Source organism: Paenibacillus sp. OK076 (assembly GCF_900110055.1).
Lineage (GTDB): Bacteria > Bacillota > Bacilli > Paenibacillales > Paenibacillaceae > Paenibacillus.
In genome coordinates, this window is record NZ_FOCH01000004.1 from 305,580 (window position 1) to 328,215 (window position 22,636).

General features: G+C 47.9%; 17 protein-coding genes. 12 read left to right on the plus strand and 5 right to left on the minus strand.

Annotated features, from left to right (window positions below; translation table 11 throughout):
- Window positions 1-19: 19 nt before the first annotated feature.
- The 4 genes from BMY78_RS26180 to BMY78_RS26195 form a co-directional block, all read right to left on the minus strand.
- Window positions 20-1,033, minus strand: coding sequence for a LacI family DNA-binding transcriptional regulator (locus BMY78_RS26180; protein WP_090904250.1), 1,014 nt, complete (start codon window positions 1,031-1,033; stop codon window positions 20-22).
- A gap of 130 nt (window positions 1,034-1,163) precedes the next feature.
- Window positions 1,164-2,555 (minus strand): ABC transporter substrate-binding protein, encoded by a 1,392-nt coding sequence (locus BMY78_RS26185; RefSeq protein WP_177185877.1) that lies wholly within the window; start codon window positions 2,553-2,555, stop codon window positions 1,164-1,166.
- Between the two features lie 53 nt (window positions 2,556-2,608).
- Entirely contained in the window at window positions 2,609-3,493 is an 885-nt protein-coding gene (locus tag BMY78_RS26190) for a carbohydrate ABC transporter permease (RefSeq protein WP_090904251.1), read from the minus strand.
- Window positions 3,490-4,347: a carbohydrate ABC transporter permease gene (locus BMY78_RS26195; protein WP_090904252.1), complete on the minus strand. Its 858-nt coding sequence runs from the start codon at window positions 4,345-4,347 to the stop codon at window positions 3,490-3,492. The genes BMY78_RS26190 and BMY78_RS26195 overlap by 4 nt, the downstream gene beginning before the upstream one ends.
- A 489-nt stretch (window positions 4,348-4,836) precedes the next feature.
- Between BMY78_RS26195 and BMY78_RS26200 the strand changes: the two genes are divergently transcribed.
- Complete coding sequence (locus tag BMY78_RS26200; protein ID WP_090904253.1) at window positions 4,837-5,193, plus strand: FlxA-like family protein; 357 nt, start codon at window positions 4,837-4,839, stop codon at window positions 5,191-5,193.
- 128 nt (window positions 5,194-5,321) lie between these two features.
- Here the strand turns inward: BMY78_RS26200 and BMY78_RS26205 are convergent, their stop codons facing one another.
- Window positions 5,322-9,827: an AAA family ATPase gene (locus tag BMY78_RS26205; RefSeq protein WP_090904254.1), complete on the minus strand. Its 4,506-nt coding sequence runs from the start codon at window positions 9,825-9,827 to the stop codon at window positions 5,322-5,324.
- A gap of 316 nt (window positions 9,828-10,143) precedes the next feature.
- Here BMY78_RS26205 and BMY78_RS26210 point away from each other — a divergent pair, with 316 nt between their 5' ends.
- The 11 genes from BMY78_RS26210 (at window position 10,144) to BMY78_RS26260 (ending at window position 22,540) form a co-directional block, all read left to right on the plus strand.
- Window positions 10,144-13,818, plus strand: coding sequence for an invasin domain 3-containing protein (locus tag BMY78_RS26210; RefSeq protein ID WP_090904255.1), 3,675 nt, complete (start codon window positions 10,144-10,146; stop codon window positions 13,816-13,818).
- Window positions 13,819-13,929: 111 nt separating this feature from the next.
- Window positions 13,930-14,664: a class I SAM-dependent methyltransferase gene (locus BMY78_RS26215; RefSeq protein ID WP_090904256.1), complete on the plus strand. Its 735-nt coding sequence runs from the start codon at window positions 13,930-13,932 to the stop codon at window positions 14,662-14,664.
- A 175-nt stretch (window positions 14,665-14,839) separates the two neighbouring features.
- Complete coding sequence (locus BMY78_RS26220) at window positions 14,840-15,418, plus strand: RNA polymerase sigma factor (protein ID WP_090904257.1); 579 nt, start codon at window positions 14,840-14,842, stop codon at window positions 15,416-15,418.
- A complete protein-coding gene (locus tag BMY78_RS26225) occupies window positions 15,415-16,683 on the plus strand; it encodes a hypothetical protein (protein WP_090904258.1) in 1,269 nt (422 codons plus the stop codon). Before BMY78_RS26220 ends, BMY78_RS26225 begins: the two co-directional genes overlap by 4 nt.
- Before the next feature lie 60 nt (window positions 16,684-16,743).
- Window positions 16,744-17,202 (plus strand): 2-thiouracil desulfurase family protein, encoded by a 459-nt coding sequence (locus tag BMY78_RS26230; RefSeq protein WP_090904259.1) that lies wholly within the window; start codon window positions 16,744-16,746, stop codon window positions 17,200-17,202.
- 272 nt (window positions 17,203-17,474) lie between these two features.
- Entirely contained in the window at window positions 17,475-18,152 is a 678-nt protein-coding gene (locus BMY78_RS26235) for an NAD(P)H-dependent oxidoreductase (protein ID WP_090904260.1), read from the plus strand.
- A 102-nt stretch (window positions 18,153-18,254) separates the two neighbouring features.
- Window positions 18,255-18,698 carry a MarR family winged helix-turn-helix transcriptional regulator gene (locus tag BMY78_RS26240; RefSeq protein ID WP_371129193.1) on the plus strand — a complete coding sequence of 148 codons (444 nt, stop codon included), beginning with the start codon at window positions 18,255-18,257 and terminating at the stop codon, window positions 18,696-18,698.
- 179 nt (window positions 18,699-18,877) lie between these two features.
- Complete coding sequence (locus tag BMY78_RS26245) at window positions 18,878-19,459, plus strand: NAD(P)H-dependent oxidoreductase (protein WP_090904261.1); 582 nt, start codon at window positions 18,878-18,880, stop codon at window positions 19,457-19,459.
- A gap of 93 nt (window positions 19,460-19,552) precedes the next feature.
- Window positions 19,553-19,864, plus strand: a complete 312-nt coding sequence (locus tag BMY78_RS26250; protein ID WP_063567799.1) for an ArsR/SmtB family transcription factor — start codon at window positions 19,553-19,555, stop codon at window positions 19,862-19,864.
- 164 nt (window positions 19,865-20,028) lie between these two features.
- On the plus strand, window positions 20,029-21,063 hold the full coding sequence (locus BMY78_RS26255; protein WP_090904262.1) for an LLM class flavin-dependent oxidoreductase: 1,035 nt from the start codon (window positions 20,029-20,031) through the stop codon (window positions 21,061-21,063).
- 316 nt (window positions 21,064-21,379) lie between these two features.
- Window positions 21,380-22,540 (plus strand): AI-2E family transporter, encoded by a 1,161-nt coding sequence (locus BMY78_RS26260; protein WP_090904263.1) that lies wholly within the window; start codon window positions 21,380-21,382, stop codon window positions 22,538-22,540.
- Window positions 22,541-22,636 lie beyond the last annotated feature (96 nt).

The window sequence follows — 22,636 nt, forward strand, 5'->3', positions numbered from 1 at the left end:
ATATAAGGTTATATTATTTTTATCCAGTTGTACTTTTGGTTGGTGATCCAGATCCAGTAGATTCTCTCACGATGAGTTCAGGGTCGATCTTTACATTAGCCCCGCGTTTCATCGTACCCTCCATGCGTTTCAGCAGCATATCTGCAGCAGCAATCCCGATGCGGTCGGCAGGCTGCCGGACCGTTGTCAGATGGGGGTGCAGCTTGGATGAAATATACTGATCGTCATAGCCGACGATAGCTACCTGTTCAGGCACCTTGATGCCTTCTTCCATGAGGGCGTTCACGACCCCAAGCGCGATATGGTCATCGCCCGCGAACACCGCGGAAGGAAGGCGTCCCTCTCGCAGCCATTTGCGGCAGATGTCATAACCAAAATCGATTTCGAAATCACCTGTAATCATGTCGAACGGTGCCAGGTCTTTTTCCTTGAGTGCATCCAGAAAACCGCTGCGGCGCTCCCTCGTACTGCGGAACATGTTCTGTCCGCTTAAGTGCGCGATGGAGGTATGGCCGAGATCAAGCAGATGCTTCGTAGCGGCATAGCCGCCTTTGTAGTTATCGATGGTTACCGAAAAAGCATCGTTCTCCGGCTTCTGATTGTCGATGAGCACATAAGGAATATTGCGTCGCTTCAGTTCCACAATGTAGTTATCCTCTTCCATCGGGGAGAGCAGGATCAGACCGTCCACCCTGTCCTCCTGGATCAGGTAATGGGTTTCATCAGAGCCAATGCCGGTAGAGACCGAGACGGCAAGAAAATAGCCGTGAAGTGCAAGCACTTCGTTCAGCTCTTTAACGACGGTGTCGAAGAAGGAGTCCTGAAGAGTGGTCATGATCAAACCGACGATTCCTGTCTTGCCGCGAGCTAAACTCCGCGCAGCAGCGTTAGGATGGTAATCGAGTTCCTTGATGGCCTCCAGAACCTTTTGCCTATTTTTCTCTCGCACGGATTCGGCACCGTTTAAAACGCGAGAAACCGTCACGACGGACAGTCCTGATTTCTTTGCAACATCAAATATACTAACCTTCATTGTGTACTCTCCTTGCGGCAGATTTTCCGTACTTTATATTGACTTAACATTAGTATACATGTACGGAGGCTTAGCCGCGAAGCTAATTTGATAGATGTACCGCCCCTTGCGGGACGGCACAACTCTAGCGTTAACGATTGATAATTTCCATGACCTTTTTCTGAATCGTCGGCATCACTTCTTCAACGGTGTTGTGTCCGGTATCAATCGGCTGCATCTCGTTGATGAACATGTCGTTGATCTGAGAATAGTGGGTGATCAGGTGGTTATAGGATTCAAATCCGTATTTTACAGCACCTTCGTAAACCTTCTTCACATCTGCTGGATCGATGCCATCAAAATGCTTGTAATAGGTTTCGGCAGCCTTCGTATTTACAGGAGGGTTGCCACCGCTCAGTTCGATGGATTTTTCCTGAATCTCGTCGCTGACCAGATACTTGATCCATTCAAAAGCTTCCTTCGGATGTTTGGAGCCCTTCAGAATCAAGAGCGGATCGACGAAAAGTACACTGCGGACCTTGTCATTGCCGCCGGCAGGTACTGCAGCCACGCCAACCTTGAAAGGGAAATCATTGGAGCCCGCAAGGCTCCATGAGCCGCTGACGGTCATACCCACCTTGCCGGTTACGAACGCATCACCGTTTTGCCCCGCTACGCTTTTGCTCCATTCCGTTGTCGGAGACACTTTATCTTTTAAGATCAGGTTGAACAGCTTGTTATAGGCTGCGATGACTTCCGGCGAATCGAAATGAGTCTCGGATGGTACACCGCCGTTGGTCCAGGTATCCTCGGAGTAGGGCTCAGCTCCGAAATAGAGCGGGCGCATATCGCGCTCGGACCATGTGAAGTCAACGCCATATTGAGTTTTGGCAATATCATTGGATACATGCGTCATTTGCTTCGCATCTTCAACCATTTTGTCAAACGTCCAGCTCTTGTCCTCGTAATCGCTTGGAGGATAAGGAACGTTGGCTGCGTCGAACATGTCTTTGTTGTAGAGCATTAGAGAGACGTACATGTTGACCGGGATACCGTAGACATGGTCTTTGACGGTATAGATTTTCATGAGATCATCCGGGATGCTGTAGTCAGATGCTTTAAATCCGTCTTCCTTAATCATGTCGTTCATGTCGAGCAGCATGTCTTTGTTGTAATACTCAGCAAAACCGCCGTAACCATAGTGGCTTGTGACGTCAGGAGATTTGCCGCCGGCAATCAGCGTTTGGAGTTTACTGTCGAACTGCTCGTAAGGAGCTTTCTCGACTTTTACCTTAATATTCGGATGTTGGGCTTCAAAATCCGGAACCAGCTTTTCGATAAAGGTGCGATCCTCGGAATCAATGGTGTAGTGCGTTATGGTGACTTGCCCTCCTGAGGAGCCGGAGTTAGCGTTATCGCCATCGTTCCCGGTTACGATATCTCCCGCAGATTTGCCGCCGCTACAGCCGGACAATGCGAATACGACGAGCATGCTGGTCGCAAGCAAGAGTGTAAAAGACTTTTTGATCCTTAGCGTTTTCATGAACTACAGTCCCCCATATATTCAAGTTTTTTGCCGCCCCTGCGGCGGAGCCTTTACTTGATGCCTGTAAGTACAATTCCTTCTACAAACCGCTTCTGGGCTATCGCAAACAGAGTCACGATCGGCAGCATGGCGAGCACGGAGGCAACCATGAGCAGATGCCATGGCGGGATTCGGAAACGCGAAGATGTGAAGGAAGACATACCGACCGGAAGCGTAAACTTATCCGATGAGCTTAAATAGAGCACTGGTGTCAGAAGGTCGTTCCAGCTGTAAATGAAAGCAAAGATTGCAACGGTTGCAAGCGCGGGACCGGACAGAGGCAAAGCGATCTGTCGCCACATCCGGAACTCGCTGCAGCCATCTATGCGTCCGGCGTCAAACAGCTCATCCGGCAGGGTGGAAAAGAACTGTCGCAGCAAAAAGATGTTGTATGCCGAACCGAAAAATGCAGGGACAATCAGCGGCAGGAAGGTATCGATCCAGTTCAGCTTGGAAAAGAGAATGAACTGCGGGATCATAATCGCCGGATATGGAAGCATCATGGTGCTGAGCATGAGCATGAACCACAAGTTGCTGCCCTTGCCCCGATATCTGGCGAAGCCATAGCCTGCAAGCGCCGACGAAAACAGGGTGCCCACAACGGTCAAAATGCCGATAATGAGACTGTTCATATACATTTGACCGAAGTTCAGCGTGTCGAAAATCTCTCTGTAGTTACTCCATTGCCATGATTCCGGCAGAAAGGTCGGAGGAAACTTCAGCAGTTCCTTCTTCGATTTCAGCGAGGTCGAGACCATGAAAAACAAAGGGAGGAGCATGAGAAAGGTGGTGACCACAAGGGCAATGAAGCTGGCAATGCTAACCGCATCGATTTTGCGCCGGCGTTTATTTACAGAAGGTGAAGCCCCTGGTCCGGCAGTCGGAATCGTACTCATTTGCCCCCGCCTCCTTCATAGTGAACATACCGGTTCGAGAGTTTGATAATGAGCGCCGTAAACGCCATGACGACGATCAGCAGCACCCAAGCGAGTGCCGAGGAGTAGCCTGCCCTGTATTCCTTGAAGGCGCTGGTGTAGAGGTTGTAAACGTAGAACCAGGTCGAGTAGTTTGGACCCCCTTGGGTCATTACATACGCCTGAGTGAATACCTGGAAGGAATCAATGACGCCCATAATCAGCTGGAACAAAAGCACCGGTGAAATCATGGGCAGCGTCACGTTCAGGAAAATTCGGAAGCGTCCCGCACCGTCAAGCTTGGCGGCTTCCACGAGACTTGAAGGAACGCCTTGAAGTCCTGCAAGGAACAGGATCATGCCTGAGCCCACCGTCCAGAAGGACATAATCATCAGAGCATAAAGCGCATAATCAGGGCTCATGAGCCAGGCTGGGCCGCTAATGCCGAACCAAGATAGCACGTAATTGAACAGACCGATTGATGGGTTGAAAATCCAGTACCACAGCAAGGACATGGCGACGCCGGATACCATACTCGGAAAATACATGGCCGTGCGGAAAAACCCGCGAAACGGTATTTTTGCATTGAGCAGGAGCGCGAATCCGAGTGCCAGCAGCAGCTGGATCGGTACACTGATAAAGGTATAGCGCACCGTTACGAAAACAGATTTCCAAAACAGGTCATTTTGAAACATTTCTTTGTAATTCGCGAGTCCGACATATTTCGGCGGGTGGATAATGTCATAGTCCGTGAAGCTGTAATAAAGGGATGACAGAATCGGATACAAGGCAAACACGAAGAAACCGATAAGCCATGGAGAGATGAAGAGGTACATGTAAAATGTCTGCCGCCGGCTTTCGCGATGGGTCACATAAACACCAACCTTTCTATCGGGTATAAAGTTATAACGCTTTAACTTTCAGAGTTGGGTTTCTCATAAATAAAAGGTTTCACATGATGTTATGTAATTGAAAGTTAAAGTGCTTTAACTTTATTATCCGGACTGATGACAATATCATAGTGGATGGTTTCTCATTTATCAACCCTTTTTTTGGATGGTTGTAAGCGCTACCTTCATGGATGCTGCCGAATTTCTTTTAAGAAGCCTGACGAAGGCTGATATAGAAAGGTATGGGGGGAATTTTATAGCGTTAGGAAATTCATGAAATTTCTTGTGAGAAATTTTCACGAAAGGACCTCGTAGCTTTGTCCGAAAAACTAGAAAGGGCCGACAGCCAATCATTCAGCAACCTTTCAGTTGAAATTAACGTGCCTTTCGTCTGGATGGGATATAGTGGAACCAAGAAAGAGGAGGAGATCAACGATGAATATTTCTTCAGCAGCAAGTTCCACGACATCCTACATATCCACATCTTCATCCAGTTCGAACAGCACAAGTGAGTTGGAAAAACAAAAGACGAAGCTTGAGGCCGAATTGGAAAAGGTACAATCCAGCAAGGACGATGAGAAAACCAAGGAGACCAAAACGAAGCAACTGCAGCAGCAAATCAAGCAAATTGAAGCTCAAATCTCACAGCAAAGCTCCCAGAGCAGCGGGGCAAGAATAACCAAAGAAGCACTGCCGGCCAAACCACCAACCAATGGCATGCAAGCAGCCTCCCCGCAAGAAATTGCAAATGCATCAACGGACAGCAATGGCCGATTTGACATTCGGGTCTAAGATATTGAAATAAACCGAATTAATTCATGAATTTTTCTATATAGCAATAAATATCCCCGATCATTACATGATCGGGGATATTTATTATGTGAGACGAAAACGAAAATGATATTTATGCTCAGCAAAGCTCATTCGAGCAGATTAAGCTCCTTAGCCTGAGCAATAGCTTTGGTACGCCGGTTAACTTTGAGCTTGGCAAAAATATGTTTGACGTGGACCTTTACTGTACCCATCGCAATGACCAGATGCTCTGCAATTTCCTTGTTGGACAATCCGGCTGCAATCAGTGCCAGCACCTCCAGTTCGCGTTCCGTGAGCGGCTCTTCAATCAAGGTCGAAAGAGAATCTGTTCCTTTCGCGATGTCTTGCGAAGACTGAGAAGGATCAGATGTTTCATGGGAATGGTGAAGCAAGCCCATCAGGATAACATGAGACGCCATCGTCACGAGTACAGAGTTTTGCTCCTCATGGAACACGCCTCGTGTGAGCCTGTTTTCCAGGTAAAGGACGCCCAGCAATGTGCCATGAACCGCTACAGGAATACACAGAACCGATTGCGGCTGATGCTTCGACATATAAGGATTGTGTATGAGCCAGCTATCCTCGCCTCCGTTATAATAAACCCTTTCCTGGGTGCGGAACACATAGCGAATGATGCCTTCCGGCAACCGGTTCATGTCATGAATGTTTTCATTAGAGGATGCAGAGGAACTCTCCATATCCGAATAACCCTGTATGAAAAAGGGCTCTGCACTGCCTGTCAACAAGGCCCCTTTGCTTGCACCTGCATAGATCAGGATGGATTTCATGATGTCTGCCACCACAGTATCCATTTCCGTCTGACTGGACGTGTCCTGCATCGTTTGCAGGAGAGGAGAGAGGCCAAGGCGGTCTATGGCAGCAAGCTGATCCGGGAAGGAGGCAGATCGCATACTTTGCTCCATCTTCTCCATTTTATCGCTGCTATCTGAAGGGGGCAGGGAGGTGTGTGAAGCATGCTCCGGCTCTTGTTCCTGGTGCCAGTGCTGCTGCAATTTTTTCAGTTGGGTTACTTTGATACGCACCTCCCACTGCTCATATCCCTGAATTGAAGATTGCAAATAAAAAGAAGCGCTCTTCCGCTTGCCCTGATTCTCATAGTGAGTGGCAGCAATCTCGCTGGCGAGACTGGCGACCCTCAGATCGCCCCGCTCCCTGGCTTCCCGGATGCATTGATCATACAGATGCTCAGCCCTCTGCATATCCCGCGAGACACGAGCAAGCTCAGCCTCAAGCAACAGCAGCCTGGACTGGTAGTTTACTGGACTCCATGCCGCCCATTGGCGAAAACGACGTATATTTTGATTGAAACGCCGCTTGAGGGTCGGCCATGTGGACCGTTGATGGGGCTGGATACAGGCGGCCACCATGGCGAGTGATTCATAGAACAGGCATTCCGGCAAATGGGGCAGATGCGTCGCATAAATTTTATGGGATCGGGCTTGCCTTGCCCATTGCATCGCTTCCTCGTAATGACCTAGCAGATAACATAGCTGCGTTTTGTAGGTATTATATTGAAACAGAGTGGTGCCAGATGTCTCTTCCCCCGATATCCGCTCCAGAAATTCATTTTCATCAAAATGGGCACGGCTGAATGAGTCCGGTGCATCTGTCTTTCCTTGAAGGGCAAGGATATATTGCTGATACAGGTAAATGTTTTGTCTTACAAATTCATCCTTTGTCGTCTCCAGCACCGTCAGATAATCGGCAAGGTTTTTGGAAAATTGCCCAAGGGGTGCCCTTGTGTATAAAGAGTTCACATGTGCGCCGATGGCATAGCTGGCAAATATATAATCCCCTGAATTCATGCCCATCTGGATGGCATCTTCCAGATACATATCCCCTTCCCTCGCATCCCCGACAAACTGGCACAGTACACCGCCAAACATCGTATAGGTTCTGCTTTGAATGGATGGAATGTTGTAACGATTAGATAATTCCATCCCGACCTTGCCCATGGCATATCCTCTTTCAAATTTCCCCAACGCAATGCCCTGAAGCAGGCCATAGGCCGAATAAACTGCTGCGGAAACCGGCGTGTTTCCATATTGAAGAGAGAGCTGGATGGCCCGACACATGAGCAGAAAAAAAACTTTTTTATTGGTGAAGAAGGTTGAGGGCGTAATGGCAAAAATTAGATTCATGGCTGAAATTCGTTCCTGATCTTGCATTTCCTCCAAGTGAGTCAACTGCTCGTATCGATTTTGAAGCATCCATTCTATTCGTTTGCTTTCTATAAACAGCGTGAATTTCCCGGGATTAGGCGTGATGGAAATCCGAAGGTCATGCAAACATTCGAGGCCAAGGGCGGTGCCTTCCGAATATTTTCCCTGGTTAATATATTGCATAATTCGAATCATCTGTACTTTGCTCCGCTCGACCGGATTGCGCGCACGTTCAAGCAAGAGTTCAATCTCCTGTTCGGATTGCGCATGGTGGCCGCATAAATATTCGCATTCCGCCCTTTGGATATGTAATTCAAAGCACGTTTCAAATGCCATTTCCCAATATCCCGCTGGGAGTAGCTCAATCGCTTGCCTGAAATAACCTAACGCAACATCGTGGGCGGAGGCTGATTTGGCACGGTGACCCGCATCCGCATTCAATTGTACGAGCCGCAGAATCTCCTGTGGATCTGCTATGCTGGCGGAACCACGATTCAGATGATGAACCTTCTCATAGGTGTGCTCTTCATTCTCCGGGTACAGATCCCTCAAACAACTGCCAATTCGGAGATGAAGGGCTTGTCTGGAGGTGACATCCATGGAGCTGTAGATCTGCTTCTGAATATGGTCATGAGCGAATTTGAATTGTTGATCGGAGGTAGGCATAATCATCCCTTCGGCAACGATCATGGACCATAACGGAAGCAGCACTTCGGCGTGTTGGTTCACCACCAGGGCAATGAATTTAGAATGAAACGTGCTGCCTACACAAGCTGCCACCTGAAGAAGCTCCTGAGCCTCCTCGTTAAGACGGCGCAGTTTAAGTGTGATCAGATCCTGAACCGAGTAGCTAAGATTATGCTCAATAATCTGCCCAAGGTCCCACTGCCAATGGCGGTGCTCTTCATCATACAGCAGTGTTTGATCGTCCTGGAGACGAAGCAGAATTTGTTGAAAATGAAACGGGTTTCCACCCGATTGCTGATACAGCAATTCCGTCAATGACTGTGTAGCATGTGTATCGCTGTTTAGCTTCGCCGTCACGATTCCGTTCATATCCTCCAGACCTAGCGGACTGAGATGGATATGTCTGATGACCGCTTGCAGGGCAGCGCTTCCGTCAGCCTGATATCCGGGCAGCTGACTCACGTCGGTTTCCGCCTGACGATAGGCGCACACAATCATCAAATACTGGGATTCCGGATCACAGAGCAAGGCATCAATTAATTGAAGAGAGGAAGAATCCGCCCATTGCACATCATCGATAAATAACACAAGCGGACATTCCCTGGTTGCGAGTGTCTGTACAAATTTGCGAAAAGCATGGACGAACCGTTTCTTGGATTCATTGGCAGGCAGTTCCTCTACAGCGGGTACTTGGCCCAATATCATGTCGGCTTCAGGGATAATGCTCGTGATCACTCCTGCGTATATCCCCAATGCTTCGCGCAGCTTGTGTCCCCACTGCATAGAGGCTTGTTTAGTCTCTCCGAGCAAATGGCGAATAAGTCCACGGAACGCCTGAATAATCGGCTGATAGGGGCTTTCCATGGATAACTGCTCGAATTTTCCGGTGATATAGAAAAATGGTCTTGCATGCTGTTCATTGCGGAAGACCTGGTGGATCAGGCTTGTTTTGCCCATTCCAGCTTCGCCTGCAACGTACATCATCTCGGTTGAGCCTAAGCAAGCGGAATCGAAAGCCTGAATGAGGACTGACATTTCATGCAACCTTCCGTGAAAGTCCGACTCTGTGAGAAGTGTATCCGCAGATTGTCCAATACGATCCAGATCAGCGAGCAGATAAGCTGTGTTTGGATAGCGAGAGTCCGGATTTTTCTCCAGCAGCTTCATCACGATGGATTCCAGCGCATCTGATCCATGTATACCAGACAAATTTAAGGGGGAGGGGCTTTGAGCGAGATGCAGATACACCCATTCAAGTGCAGTATTAGCGAGAAAAGGAAGTCGACCTGTGAGCATTTCGTAAAAAATTGCACCAAGGGAATAAAGATCGCTCCGCTCGTCAATTTGTCGCTGCATTCTGCCTGTATTTTCAGGTGAGCAATACGGCAGAGACCCTTCGGGTATACCGCTCTCAATCGGGTGTGGGCGTATATAACCTTCCGCTGAACGCAGCACCGTACAACCGGAAGTATTCAAAGAAACCTCGTAACCATTATTCAGCACGTCAATGTGCTCGGGCCTTAGATCCAGATGTAGGGTCTGCAGTCGATGAACATTCCCGACACAGGATACAATGGCTCTCGCCAGAGGGAGAAACACTTCAAGCTTCATGGGAGAATAATGTTCAATGAATTCTTTGAGGGTTATCTTAGGTGCATCGTTTCTTATCCGATCCAGGGGAAGTCCTTCTTTTCCTGAATCTCTATCTTCTGTTGCATGTTTAATAATGTTAATTCCTGTCATGGCTGTGCACCTCATACATCAACATACTAGCTATTAGGTCTTATTGTAATGGAAGATCAGTCCACGTTACAGACCAAAAGAATAATTATCGAGCAATGATTCCTTATAATGATTCCCTTATCATATCCCGCTTTCAAGAAGAACTCTATACCTCCATGGGATTAGCATTTCAGCGTTGGTTTGCTGAGGATTAGGTATAAGATACCCCTTTGGAGGTATGGCCTAAGAGAACGGTCCCATTTTATGTTATTGGGTACGTGGGTATAGTTCACGGCATGAAGCAAGCGAACAGCAACGATTAAGAAGGGGGATATGAATGAACAGTTGGAACAAGGGAAAGAAATGGTTGATCCTGATTCTATGTATTATGGTTGCAACAGGGGGAGCATCAGGTGCATATGTGATGGCTGACTCGCCTGAGGTCCTGGATCAGGAGCAAGCGAGTTGGTCGGGAAATTCATTTGTTAATCGGGATTATCCCAGATATCAGACGTTTACTCCGGCTATAACAGGCAATCTGAGCAGGATTGATCTGAACATATTCGATAGTTATAACGGTTTGGGTGCCATTCAGATTAAAATTTATAAGGAAAGTGACCTGTCCACCGCAATTGCTGAGGCAAAGACTGTTGTTAACTATGCGTCAGGCTGGACATCTGTTAATTTTTCCGGAGAGTCTGCTCCTTATATAAAAAGGGAAACCCAATACAGAATGATCGTATCTACCGAAAATGGTGGGTCTAATATCGGTTTTGGGTGGTATATGGGTTCTGGTAATCCTTATCCGAGAGGCTCTTCCCCGGCTGCTAATTATGATTATTCCTTCAGAACGTACATGATTGCCGATTACTCGATATCTATGGAAGAGAGCCGCATTGTGAGTACACAAGCCAGTTTGATCGCAGATGGAACGAGTCAGAGCACGATCACGGTGAACTTGAAGGATGCCCAGGGCACCCCGCTTACCGATGGTGGTGAGTCGGTGGCGATTACATCGACATTGGGCACCGTCAGCGCCGTAACGGATAACCAGAATGGCACGTACAGTGCAACGTTAACCGCACCGACGACTGCGGGCAAGGCGACAATCAGCGCCACAGTTGGTGGGAAAGCGCTGACCGCAACGAGCACGGTGAATTTTGTACCCGGTACTCCGTCACCAACGAGCAGTGTATTGGAAACGTCCCATGCATCTTTAACAGCCGATGGAACGAGTCAGACAGCAATCAAGGTGACGTTAAAGGATGCGCAGGGCAATCGGCTGACGAGTGGAGGCGAGTCTGTGGCGATTACATCGACACTGGGCACCGTCAGCGCCGTAACGGATAACCAGGATGGAACGTACAGCGCAACGTTAACGGCCCCAACAACCGTGGGTACGGCAACGATCAGCGCAGCCGTTGGGGGAAATGCATTAACCGCAACGAGCACGGTGGAGTTTGCTGCAGGCTCTTCATCATTAGTGAGCAGCGTATTGGAAACGTCCAATGCGTCTCTAGTAGCTGATGGAACGAGCCAGACCGCGATTAAGGTGACGTTAAAGGATGCGCAGGGCAATCGGCTGACGGGCGGAGGTGAGTCGGTGGCGATTACATCGACACTAGGCACCGTCAGCGCCGTAACAGATAACCAGGATGGCACGTACAGCGCAACGCTGACGGCCCCTACAACCGTGGGTACGGCAGCGATCAGCGCAACCGTTGGGGGAAATGCATTAACCACAACGAGCACGGTGGAGTTTGTGCCAGGACCGGTGAGTTCGTTTCAGTCTACTGTGACAGCAAAAGAGTTGGTTGTGCCAGCCGATGGACGCAGTGCAGCCACCATTCTGGTGAAGCTTACCGATAATTATGGCAATCCGTTGCCAGGTCAACAGGTGCTACTTCAGGCTGACGGCGGCGCATCTGTCATCCATGATGCCTACGGCTGGACTAGTCAGGATGGAACTGCTGTTTTTCAAGTCAGCAATACAGCGGCAGAGCGAGTCACCTATGCTGCACGATCGGTAAGTAGCGAAGTGGTGTTGGATCAGACGGTGGAGATTGCGTTTGTATATGAGCAGCCTCCAAAGATTGAATTGCACGCTGACCCTGCCGATCCTACTTTTGACAGTGTGAAGGTCACCGTAACGGCAACGGCTTATGGGCAATTGAATAACATCTCAATGATTAAATGGGCGGCAGGTGCTCAGTCCGTCTCCTATTTTGATACGCAGGGTACAGAAATTACCGATCATTTTGAAGTGCAGGAGAACGGTATTTATGCTGTGTATGTGAAAGATGCCGCAGGCAATGCGAATGTGAGTCAGATTGATGTGCAGAACATTGTGAAGAAGAGCAGCAACGGCAACCTGTCGGACTGGAAAGTTACGGGTGTGGGGGGCGTGCTTGCCCTGAATTTCGATCCGGGAAAAACAACCTATACCATTGAAGCCACTCATGCTGTGAATGGTCTGAGCATGGTAATGACCGTTGCTGATTCATATTCAGTGATAGATGTAAACGGTCAGCCGGTAACCAGTGGATCAAGTACAGTCACGTATCCACTTGTGGTTGGGATGAATACATTCAAAGTGCGTGTCACAGCACAGGATCAGTCTGTGCAGACGTACCAACTGAATGTAAATCGTGCCGCGGCCAGCTCAATCCCTGGCCCGACACCAACCCCGAATCCGGGCTCGAATCCGAGTCCGTCTGGCTCAACAAGCGCTGCGAGTCATCCGAGTGATTCCTCGCTCGTGACATCGGTGCCGATCAAAATTAATGATCATGAAGTATCGGGGATTGCCAAGCTTCAAGACGATGAAAGCGGAAAGAAATCCGTTGAAATCCCAATGGACATGACTACCTTGAAGAAGGTGCTTGATGAAGGGTCCGGTGAAACGGTCAGCGCTATTTCCATCGCTTACGAGCAAGCGGTGGCGAAAGTCGTATTGAAGCTCCCCGCAGATGCTGTAAAGCTGCTTGTAGCCAAAGTAGCAGATATCACGTTGGTTAGTGCCTATGGGCAGTACCGTCTGCCACTATCTGAACTGGTCCTTCCGAAATCTGGCGTGTCCGGGGATACGGAAGCTCGAATCACGATTGAGCTTGGCGATGCTGAAGCAATAACCGGACTCAAGGATGCAGCCATTAAAGGGGCGCTTCAAATTGCAGGCCATCCGGTGGATTTCAATGTGCAGGCCATTCGGAATGGTGTAGCAACAGAGGTAAACCAATTCAGCCGATATGTGGAAAGGGCAATTTATTTGCCTAGTGATCAGGAAAAGGTCACAACTATTATGGTATGGGACGAGGCGCAGAAGGAATTACGTCCTGTACCAACCCGGTTCGTGGATATAAACGGTCATCCGGCTGCTATTATTCAAAGTCTCACGAACAGTGTATATGTCCCGGTATCCAGGACGTCTACATTAACCGATATCAAAAACCATTGGGCTTCGGCGGAAATCAGCAAAATGAATGAGCGGATGATTGTCCAGGGTATAAATGGCAGCCGATTTATGCCGGATGCATCTATTACCCGGGCCGAACTTGCCACTATACTGGCCAGAGCTCTTGGTCTTCCGGATGCTGATGCAGTGCAAGGAGAGGGTGAGGCTGGCTATAAAGACGTAAGTTCTTCAAGCTGGTACAGCGGGGCTGTTGCCACGGTTAAGGCTTATGGAATGATGGATGGCTTCGAGGATGGGACCTTTAGACCCGAACGGGAAGTATCCAGACAAGAAGCCATCGTGACCCTAGTGAGATCCATGCAACTGGTTAAAGGCTCTACATTAACTGTTCAACCTCAGGCGCAAGTGGACTTGTCTCTGTATGCCGACAGCCATCAAATTGGAAGCTGGGCCAATGCTGCTATGCAAACAGCGATTCAAATAGGTCTGGTGAAAGGGTACGGAGAGGAGCTTCGTCCACAACGCTCGTTAACTCGTGCCGAAACAACGGTGCTGTTATATCGGATGCTGCTTCAAACCGAATTCATTGATGGATAAATGTAAAATAAGTATAATCTGGCGGGCCTTTGGGCTCGCCTTTTTTAGTAAGATCACCATTTATATGGTAGAGTGAATGTATTATTTTTGCAGCGGGAGGTATCGCCAATTATGAAGCAAAACAAATACGATGAAGCCGAATTTTTCGGCAATTACAGTCAGATGGCCCGATCAACCCAAGGGCTGGAGGCTGCTGGCGAGTGGCATGAACTGCAAACGATGCTGCCTGAATTAAAGGGTAAGAACGTACTGGATCTGGGGTGCGGCTTTGGTTGGCACTGTCGATATGCACGTGAGCAACAGGCTAGTTCTGTGGTTGGCGTGGATTTGTCTGAAAATATGCTGCAGCGGGCACGCGAGATGACGGATGATCCTCATATCGAGTACCAGCGCATGGCGATTGAGGATATTGATTTTGTACCCGGACAATTTGATGTGGTGATCAGCTCACTGGCTTTGCATTATATCGAACGTCTGGATCAGGTATACGCCAAAATCAATGCATGTCTTGTCCAAGGAGGTACTTTTGTCTTGTCTGCCGAACATCCCATTTTCACAGCGCGGTCTGAGCAGGACTGGCATTATGGACCTCAGGGTGAAATACTGCATTGGCCTGTGGATCATTATCAAGAGGAAGGGCAGCGGGTAGCGAACTTCTTGAATCAGGACGTGGTGAAATACCATCGGACAATGGCGACTCATCTGAATGAATTGATTCAAGCTGGTTTTGTCATTCAACAGGTAGCCGAGTCCAAGCCATCTCCTGAGATGATGGAGCAGGTTCCCGGTATGCGAGACGAGAATCGTCGACCGATGTTTCTGATGATTGCCGCGGTTAAGGCTTGAGCAGCAGCTTTTGGCATCAACATGAAGTTTATAGGTTTTATACTCGGTAGACCAGCGCGTTCAGTACATCTGGACTTTGCTGGTTTATTTTATTTTGCAGGATAGGGAGAAGAGATAAACGATTTGGGAACCAAATGGGATTAGACGCAGTCTTATTAAGTGAGGTGAACATCAGTTGGACTATCAATATCTGGCACACGCTCAGACGATCGATAATTACACACTTAGCAGTATGATGGATGATTACGGGAACGACGTATGGAACTACGCGTACTTTCTGACTAAGAGTACCGAGCAGGCGGATGAATTGTCACAGGAAGTGTTTATCCGGGCATATTCCGGGATCGCCCACTTTCGAGGAGAATGCTCATTGAAGACATGGCTGCTGACCATTACTAGGAACACGACATTTACATACCGAAAATCTAGATTTTTTCGCAGCAGTTTATGGGGAGAGACACTACCAATTCGAACGGAACAGGTTACTACGAGCCAGGGTGAGATGAAGCCTGAAAAATGGGTTCACCCCTCTGCCGAAGCCGAGGCGATCAGCAGGGAGCACGTTCATGAAATCTGGGACATCATCATGGCTCTGCCGGACAAATTCCGGGAATTGCTTTTGCTGCATCTGAAGTATGAGCTTACAACGGGTGAAATTGCGGAAATGCTGGGCATCAGCGCAGGAACGGTCAAATCGCGACTGTCCAGGGCGAAGGCGAAGGTAAGGAAACAGTGGGAGGAGCGAAGCGAATGAAACATATGGATGACGAATGGGAAAAAGTAGTCAGAAAGGAGCCGTTTGCGGCGTCTCCTTTTACCGAGGAGCATAAGCAGAACGTACTTCGCCAGGTAGCCTGGCTTAAATCGGGATCTGCACAGAAAATGAGTGGTGCTGGGGATAAGTCCGCCGAGCCCAAAAAACTGCCCACTCCACACAGACGTGGTCTTCGCTCCCGCAGAGCCGTTATGGCGTGCACGACGATTGCAGCCGTGGCAGCGGCGGTCATTCTCTGGAACGGACAGCTTGTGGAGCCTGTGATTGAAACAGTGTATCCCACAGCAGCGCTGCAATATACGGATGATGCCGGCATGAGCCTGCTCACAGACAAGATGAAAAGGAATGTAGCCGTCACGATGCGAGACTACCTTGGCAAACAATTACGTATAACCAAAGTGCAGGACTTGCCTGTGTCTGGAAGAGTGTCCGTCGAGGCTGGAAAAGAAGGAGATGCAGAATATGCGTTGATCTGGCTTGATGCAGCAACAGGCAATCTGCGTGAGGTGGAAATGAGACGGGAGATGGCAGCTAATGAGCTGGAGCATCGTTATTTGCGCCAGATTCCTTCACTTCTTGAAGGGATAAAAAGTGACCCTACGCTAAAACCGATCTCAGCCAGACGTTATGTGAAAATGAAGCAGGGTCAGGAAAAACCGGTATGGTTCACTACATTGTTTTTGGAAAATAGTAGGGGCAGAGGCAGTATCGAATGGACAAGGGATGAAGCAGTATCCGTTTCTGGTAGTGTGAGTTCAGATACTGTATCACAAGATTTAATAACAGAAGCCAGAATGTCGATTGAAGCCTTGTCTGGTGAGCCCGCACCTGATTTGAAAAATATAATTTTTGAACAAAATGGCAAGACGCTTGAAGATACAACGGACCTGTATTTTGGAGATCGTTATTTAGTAAGTAGAATTGGTGGGATGTTTAGCGATAAATATACTGTTATGGATTTCCAGAGGGAGATTCCAGACCTTGAAACTCGGGAAGAGTATGAACTTTACTTTGAGAAGTTACGTAACATGAAGGAAAGTGTAATCAGGCAGAACGCAGCACCAGTAATCAAACAAATATTCAAAATCGACCTTGATCTATATAAACTTGAAAGAGATCCAAATACGCCTGGAATGGTCACATTCCTTTCAGCAGAGACAGAGGTTTACCATACTTTTAAGGTTCGATATGAAGAAGATGCACGGATTACGATGATCACAATAGATGCCAATGCCAACCTCTAAAATTTGATTTCATATGGTACAATCAATTTAATAGATGATTGGCGCATAAGGAGCATAACGATGAAATATTTAGTGAGTTCATGTCTTGCTGGCGTAGCCTGCCGTTACAACGGAACAGCGAGTCTGGATGCAAAGATTCAAGAGCTTGTGGAGCAGGAACAGGCGAAGATGGTCTGCCCGGAGCTGCTTGGAGGATTTTCCACCCCGCGGGAGCCGGCTGAAATTATCGGCGGTACGGGTAAGGATGTGCTGGCAGGTACAGCCAAGGTAATGGAGAAGAGTGGCAAGGATGTGACGGATCTGTACATTAAAGGAGCCTATCAGACACTTGAATGGGCACAAAAACTGGATGTCACCTGTGTGGTGCTCAAAGAATTCAGCCCTTCCTGTGGTACACAGATGATCTACGATGGCAACTTTGCTAACCACAAAGTCGCGGGCGAAGGGGTTACTTCTGCTTTGCTGCGGCAAGAGGGATTTACGGTTATTTCGGAAAATGAGTTCATGGAACAACTCTAATTCTCGTAATCATAATCATCTCTGACACGAATGACAGGTAAGTCGCCTTGGGGAGCAGCAGATCCATGGCGACTTGTTTTTTTGTTACAACAGGCTATGCAACCGACTGTTGAAAACCTTGTTAGATAACAATAGTTACTTTTATGAACTAAGAAACATTATTGTGCGTACTTTTATATTTTGATTATAGAATCTAAAATAACACTCAGGTATTCGGTTTAGACAATGACCATGAATATAAACATAAATAAGAAAAAAGGATGTGCAGACATATGGAACAATCAGCAAAAGCTATTACAAAAGAAAACATTTTGAACGCTTACTATTTTCGGCATGCAACCAAACAGTTTGATGCTTCACGTATCATTTCGGCAGAAGATTTTGAGTTTATTCTGGAAACAGGACGATTGTCGCCAAGCTCAATTGGATTGGAACCATGGAAATTTCTGATTGTGCAGAACCCGGACTTGCGGAAGCGTCTATCCGAAGTTTCTTCGGGGGCTTCGAAACAATTGGCGAAGGCCAGCCATTTTATTGTCATTCTGGCGCGGTCTGATGCGAGTTATAACTCGCCTTACGCGGAATATATGCTGAAAGAAATCAAAGGCATGCCGGATGACGTTTTTGAGTTGACCCGTGAAGCTTATGGCAAATTTCAAAAGAACCAACGAATGCTTGAGAACCCGCGTACTTTATTTGACTGGGCGTCCAAACAGACCTATATCGCTCTCGGCAATATGATGACTGCGGCAGCGCTGATTGGTATCGATTCCTGCCCGATTGAAGGGTTTATCTATGAAGACGTACATCGTATTCTGGAAGAGGAAGGTCTGTTAGAGGATGGAGTATGGGATGTTTCCGTCATGGCTGCCTTTGGTTATCGGGCGGAAGATCCGCCACGCGAGAAATCCCGTCAGCCTTTGGATAAAATCACGCAGTGGATTGATTAAAGCTTCACGTGATCTGCTGTTTATATATAAATATCACAAGCCCCGTCTCTTCCTTTTTGGAAGGTCCAGGGCTTGTGATATAAAAAGCTTGAAAATACATAGATGTCTATGTATAATAAGCTCATGCCAAAATACAACGCAATTGCACTGATCGCAAGAATCAGAGATCACATTAACAAACAGATTGTTCAGGAGCTGGAGAAGCATGATGTTACAGGAATCGTCCCGTCCCACGGTGACATCCTCATGTTCCTCTACCGTGAAGATGTACTTTCCATCAAGATGCTGGCGGAGCGAGTCCACCGAACTCAACCAACCGTCACCGTACTGGTGAACAAGCTGGGAAAGCTGGGATATGTAGAACGCAGTAAGAGTGCCGAAGACAGCCGAGTGACGATGATTCGTTTGACAGAGCAGGGGCGGCAACTTGAACCTGTATTTCATCAGGTATCACAACAGATTAACGGGATGGTGTATGGTCATTTGACGGACGATCAAGCGGATCAACTGGAGAGTTTGTTGACCGGTATCGTTAGCAAGTTATAACCATAACCAACTAAAAGCATTTTGCATTATCAATAAACCGAGGCGATCGGACGATCAAAAAAATGTAAAATGCTTTAACCCCTTTTTTTGATCATATATATAGACATCTATGTATATGTAGAGTGTCATTCAAGATTTTGGCAGCGAAATTTAATATAAATCTGGAGGGGTTATTTCTTATGAAACATCTTATCGTATATGCACACCCGCGCACAGACAGTTTGAACCACGCCATTTTAAACACGGCAGTGGAAACACTTAAGGGTCAAGGCCACGAAGTCGTTGTACGTGATCTGTACGCACTGGGATTCCAGCCTGTATTGAGCGCGGCGGATACAACGTCCATGCGTGCAGGACAGACGCCTCAGGATATTGCAACCGAGCAGCAATTTGTTGCTGAAGCAGAGGCCATTACCTTTATTTATCCCATCTGGTGGGCAGGCCTTCCTGCAATCATGAAAGGGTATATTGATCGTGTATTCGCATATGGTTTCGCTTATGCTTCCGGTGAAGCTGGCATCGAGAAATTGCTGACAGGCAAAAAAGGTCTGATCATTAATACACATGGCACGCCAAGTGAAATTTACGATCAAATCGGCATGACTGCCAGCATAAAAATGACTTCCGATATCGGTATCTTCGATTTTGTAGGTATTGAAGTGATAGATCACTTGCTCTTCGGCAGTATCGGATATTTGGAAACTACAGCTTATCAGTCCATGCTGGAACAAGTAAAAGAGACGGTCAGCACCAAGTTCTAAACGTATACACATGCATATATTGGCAGGCCGGTTCATTCGTCGAATCGGTCTGTTTGGTTTGCAAAATGAAAGAAAGGCGGTATAATCTTACCCATGGAACCTATACTCATATTCAAAGCATTATCCAACGAGACACGTCGACAGATTCTGTTGTGGCTCAAAAACCCGGAGCAACACTTTCCACCGCTGGAGTTATCCCAGCATCCGGATGCAGGAAAGAGCGGCATATGTGTTGGAACGATTCAGGTGAAGGCCGGACTGGCTCAATCCGTCATATCCAGCTATCTGCTGACTATGCTGAAAGCCGGGTTGCTGATCTCCGAGCGCAGGGGGCAGTGGACGTATTATCGCCGCAACGAAGAAACCATTCGTCAATTTGCCGAGTACGTACAGCACGAGCTATAAGCCGGACGCCGAGACGGAAGCAAGAATGCAGGTGCAGGCGGGTATTCCGTCCGGATGTAAACGGCTTGAGGAGCAGCGCTGGCACATCATTTTTTTGCGCTTTTACATCTATATATCTGGATATACAAAAATAAAAATATACACACAGAGGAGAACTTTCTATCATGTCTACCGAAAACACAGCTTCATCCCCCAAAAAACATATTAACGACGTTAAATTGTCCATTCTGGATTTGGCTCCTGTCGTAGTAGGTGCCACACCTGCGGATGCGCTCCGCAACAGTCTGGATCTTGCTCAGCACGCAGAGCGTTGGGGATATCACCGTTACTGGGTAGCGGAACACCACAACATGCCAGGCATTGCTTCTTCCGCGACCTCGGTTGTTATTGGTTACCTTGCGGGTGGAACGAAGACTATTCGTCTCGGTTCTGGTGGTATCATGCTGCCTAACCATGCGCCGCTTGTCATTGCCGAGCAGTTTGGTACGCTGGAGTCACTTTATCCAGGCCGTATAGACCTTGGGTTAGGCCGTGCGCCAGGTAGTGACCGTCGTACGTCTCTTGCTTTACGCAAAGACCTGAACAGCGGTGAAGATTTCCCTGAATTGCTGGCTGAGCTAAGAGCATACTTCGATGCTTCTGCTACATCGTATCACGCGCCTGTTCGCGCTGTACCCGGAGAAGGATTGAATATCCCGATTTACCTGCTTGGCTCCAGTGATTTCAGTGCTCGTCTCGCCGGACAGCTGGGATTGCCGTTTGCTTTTGCCAGCCACTTCTCACCGGATTACACTCGGATTGCACTTGAAACGTATCGGAGCAGCTTCCAGCCATCCGATTACTTGAAGGAGCCCCATGTTATTGTGGGTGTAAATGCAGTCGTTGCGGATACCGACGAAGAAGCTGCATGGCTTGGTACGACGATGCAGCAGCAGTTCCTGAACATTATTCGTGGCACAACCGGGTTGGTGCAGCCACCAGCTGATATGGAAGGCAAATGGACGGATCGTGAGAAAGCTGGTGTAGAACAGACGCTGAAAGCAGCAGTGAACGGTTCTCCGGAAACCGTGCGTGGTCAACTGGAATCATTTATTGCTCAGACCCAGGCGGATGAATTGATTATTACGTCGATGATCTATGATCATCAGGCACGCCTGCACTCGTATGAGCTGATCGCTCAACTGGCGGGAAAAGCATAAACAAAAGCAGAAACGCAACAGCGGACGTGAACATAAAGCTCGGACGCCGCTGACATATTAACGGTTTGTCTCTTCGGAGGCGAGCCGTTTTTTTGGTAGGGATATTTTTCAAAGGAATCGTATGGGGCAGAAGGTTCTTTTTAGGGTAAAATGAACATACTGGTCTAATTTGAAACGGTTAAACAGCGCCATACGTATAAACTCAGTGTGTTATACATATGTTGGCTTGTACAAGCAACTTTATGTACAGTCAAGAAACATGCAGGTTTACAGCTAATGCTTTAATAAAGGATACATAAGAGAGGAAGACACGCCTATGGAGCAACCCGAGCAACCCCGTATTTGGCCGGATCGGTTTAAACGATTTTTTTTGAATAACAAGTTCGTGCTTTTTCTGTTAATTCTGCTGCTGGTAGGACTGAACGTGATGGTACTTACCAAAGTATCCTTTGTTTTGCACCCGCTCGCGGTGCTGATCAAGACGATTGTGCTGCCGATTATTCTGTCGGGTATTCTCTATTATCTGCTGAATCCGATTGTGGATGTCATGGAGAAGTGGAGGATCAAGCGTGGCTGGTCCATTCTGATCTTATATCTCGCTATCGGGGGTATTCTGACAGTCGTCGTGCTGGCAGTCATTCCGGTCGTACGTAACCAGATTACGAGTCTGATTGAAAATTTTCCAACTTACAGTGAGACGGTCAAACAGCAGTTTGAGCAGCTTACGGGCAGCAAACTGTTCGGTCAGTTCCAGGAGACAGTGAATCTGAATTCTCAGGACTGGTGGGGTACGATCTCCCAGAAAGCCACGGACATTCTGAACTCGACCTGGACCAAATTGGGCGGATTCCTCGGAGCGTTCACCGAGACGGTGCTGTCCATTGTAACGGTTCCGTTTATCCTGTTCTATCTGCTGAAAGACGGCAAGAAACTTCCGTCCAAAATTTTATCTTTCCTGCCAATCAAGAGCCGTACAGGTGCAATGCATGTGCTGGAAGATATCAATCACCAGATTAGTTCGTTCATTCGTGGACAGATTATCGTCAGCTTCTGCATCGGTATTCTGCTCTACATCGGGTATATGATTATTGGTCTGGACTATGCGCTGATTCTTGCGATTATCGCATCGTTCACGAGTGTTGTACCTTACCTGGGACCAGCAATTGCGATTACGCCTGCGTTGATCGTGGCTCTGGTCACTTCCCCGGTGATGCTGCTGAAGATGGTAGCGGTGTGGACGATCGTGCAATTAATTGAGGGTAAATTCATCTCACCTCAGATTATGGGCAAAACGCTCAAGATTCACCCCATCACGATTATCTTTGTCATTCTGACTTCAGGCAATCTGTTCGGTGTGGTGGGCATTCTGCTGGCCGTTCCCGGATACGCGGTGCTGAAAGTATGTGTGTCGCATATCTTCAACTGGTTCAAGGAAAGATCCGGCCTGTATGATCCGAAGAATAACAATCTACTGTAACAGGAGTAGGCAAGCCCATAGCTAGAGAATGATAAACTCTTTTTTCTGGCAAAACGGTGCCCTTATTCAACAGAACCCCCGTCCATCGGCGAACAG